This is a genomic window from Maribacter sp. (assembly GCF_049667165.1).
Lineage (GTDB): Bacteria > Bacteroidota > Bacteroidia > Flavobacteriales > Flavobacteriaceae > Maribacter_A.
In genome coordinates, this window is record NZ_JBATHS010000354.1 from 1 (window position 1) to 2,056 (window position 2,056).

The 2,056-nt window shown below is 43.3% G+C and carries 1 protein-coding gene; it reads right to left on the reverse strand.

Translation table 11 applies throughout. The annotated features are described in order from the left end of the window. Positions 1–1,927, reverse strand: a 1,927-nt coding sequence (locus WBM98_RS16285) for an Npt1/Npt2 family nucleotide transporter (RefSeq protein WP_424367079.1), incomplete at its 3' end; no start/stop codon positions are given. Positions 1,928–2,056 lie beyond the last annotated feature (129 nt).

Sequence of the window (2,056 nt, forward strand, 5' to 3'; positions counted from 1 at the left end):
TATGATGGTACAGTTTACACTCATCATATATTCTTGAGACCACCTTAAAACGATTGAATTTAAGGTTCGGTTTTTCTTTCCGAAGTTCACTCATTGCCCTTACGACCTCAATACGCACGCTAAGGTCGACATCATCGAACATTTGAAACAAATGATCCACCGCTTCTTTGGAACCGAATGATTTGATGACAAGGGGTACAAATCTACATGCTTCCAGCGGTACCAACCGTTCTTTTACATGGCTTACTAGAATGGGGAGAATTCCGCGACCGTAATTGTTCAAGGCATTCACCGCTGATCTTCTAAGTGATTTGTCCGGAAGGATTTCTAGTAATTTCTTGATAAAAACGGGATTCATACTCATGCCAGCGGCCTCGATCGATGCTGTTTTCAAGGTTATATCATCGCTTTTGAACGCCTCTAGGATGATGTGAAAATACTCGGGAAGGCCTGCTGTCCCAATGGTCTTTAAAAGTAAGGGATTGATATGCGATTCATTGGCCAATCTAGTTTTCAAACGGTCCTTAAATCGATATGTAGTGCGTAACGTAGCATTCGCCGTACTTTCCTTGGCCAGACAAAAGAGGGCGGTATCTGCAACGATTTCATCATGATCATCCAAATAGAGCTCGAAAACAAATTCTGGGTTTTGGTCGGCATGCAGTAACAAATACTCCATGGTTGCCAAGGTTAGGTCCTGATCCCTGTAGCTTAATAGTTGCGTCGCATTGATGGCCATTGTGGAGCTATCCAAAAAATATAGATTTCGCAAGGCCGCAGTTTTAATTGGAATGGAAGGATGCGCCAATAAACGTAGAACATCTTCGGTGAAGCGGGAGTCATTGATTTCCATCAATTTATCCAACATAAAAAGTTGTTGTTCTTCGGTGCCATTGTTAAAGACTTTCTTCATGCCATGTACCACCGAAAGTTTTGGTGTTTTGGCCATTCCCTTTGAATCCGTCGAAGCCGTGACGGCTTCCAGATTTCGCTTAAAGGTGGCGTAGTATTCTTTACGTACCTGTCCGATGAGCCAAATCCATACGACCACAAAAAACAGGATGAGCAATGAAATATAAAAGGTTTCCAAATCAAGGCCCTTTACAAAGAATATGAGCAACAAGCCTGCAATGCCTGTGGCTATACTATCGACCACGACATCGATAAAGGACTTCGTCTTGTTTTTTAAATCGAAGGGCAGTGGCAGGGCAAGCAGTTCAGAGGCACTTTTGTTGACCGATTGTTTTAGGATACCATCCATACCCTTAATGACCACTATAGCCGAAAGTTCAGGTAATATCAAGAAAAATATACTCCCGAAAAGGATACCTAATGGTAACATCAAGAGAGAGAATCCCACCCCCCAAATACCTACGATCCGATGGGTCAAGAACAGCTGTATGCCCAGGGACAATAAATTGAATGAAGAAAACCAGAAGGCCAGGAAAGCGGTCAGGTCCTCTGGGTCTTCGAAGGATCTTGAGGCAAAATCACTGAATTGATAGTCGACCAACCGGGCCACCACGACCCCAACGGCAACAATCAGGGCCATAAAGGTCAAATGTCTTGACTTTTTGATCAGTTGGAACGGATGACCATCAAACAGCTTCTTCTGTTTCTCCTTTTTGAAATCGTTGAGTTTATTAACCCGCAGTTTCCAAATATGGCCCAATAACGGAAAGCACGCCAATAAGAGCATGGCGGCAATACCTATCATAACCTCATTGCCGATAATCGGAACGAATATTGAAGTTAGGTATCCGCCGAATATCCCTCCCAGAATAGCACCTGAACCGACAAAGCCAAAGAGTCTCTTGGCATCCCGCACGTTGAATACCATATTGGCCAATACCCAGAACTGTGAAGCCGAAAGCACCGCGTAAATGGCGATCCAAGCATAAAAAAAGAATAGGAGCGGCTTGCTCATCCATCCGAACTTAAGTAAAGTGGCGAGTAAAATAAGTATGATAATCGAAAGGGCAAGCGTTGATTTTATAATGCGGTTAAGTTGATATTTAACCAGCAATTTGGAGTAGAACAAGGAACTGAGCAATGC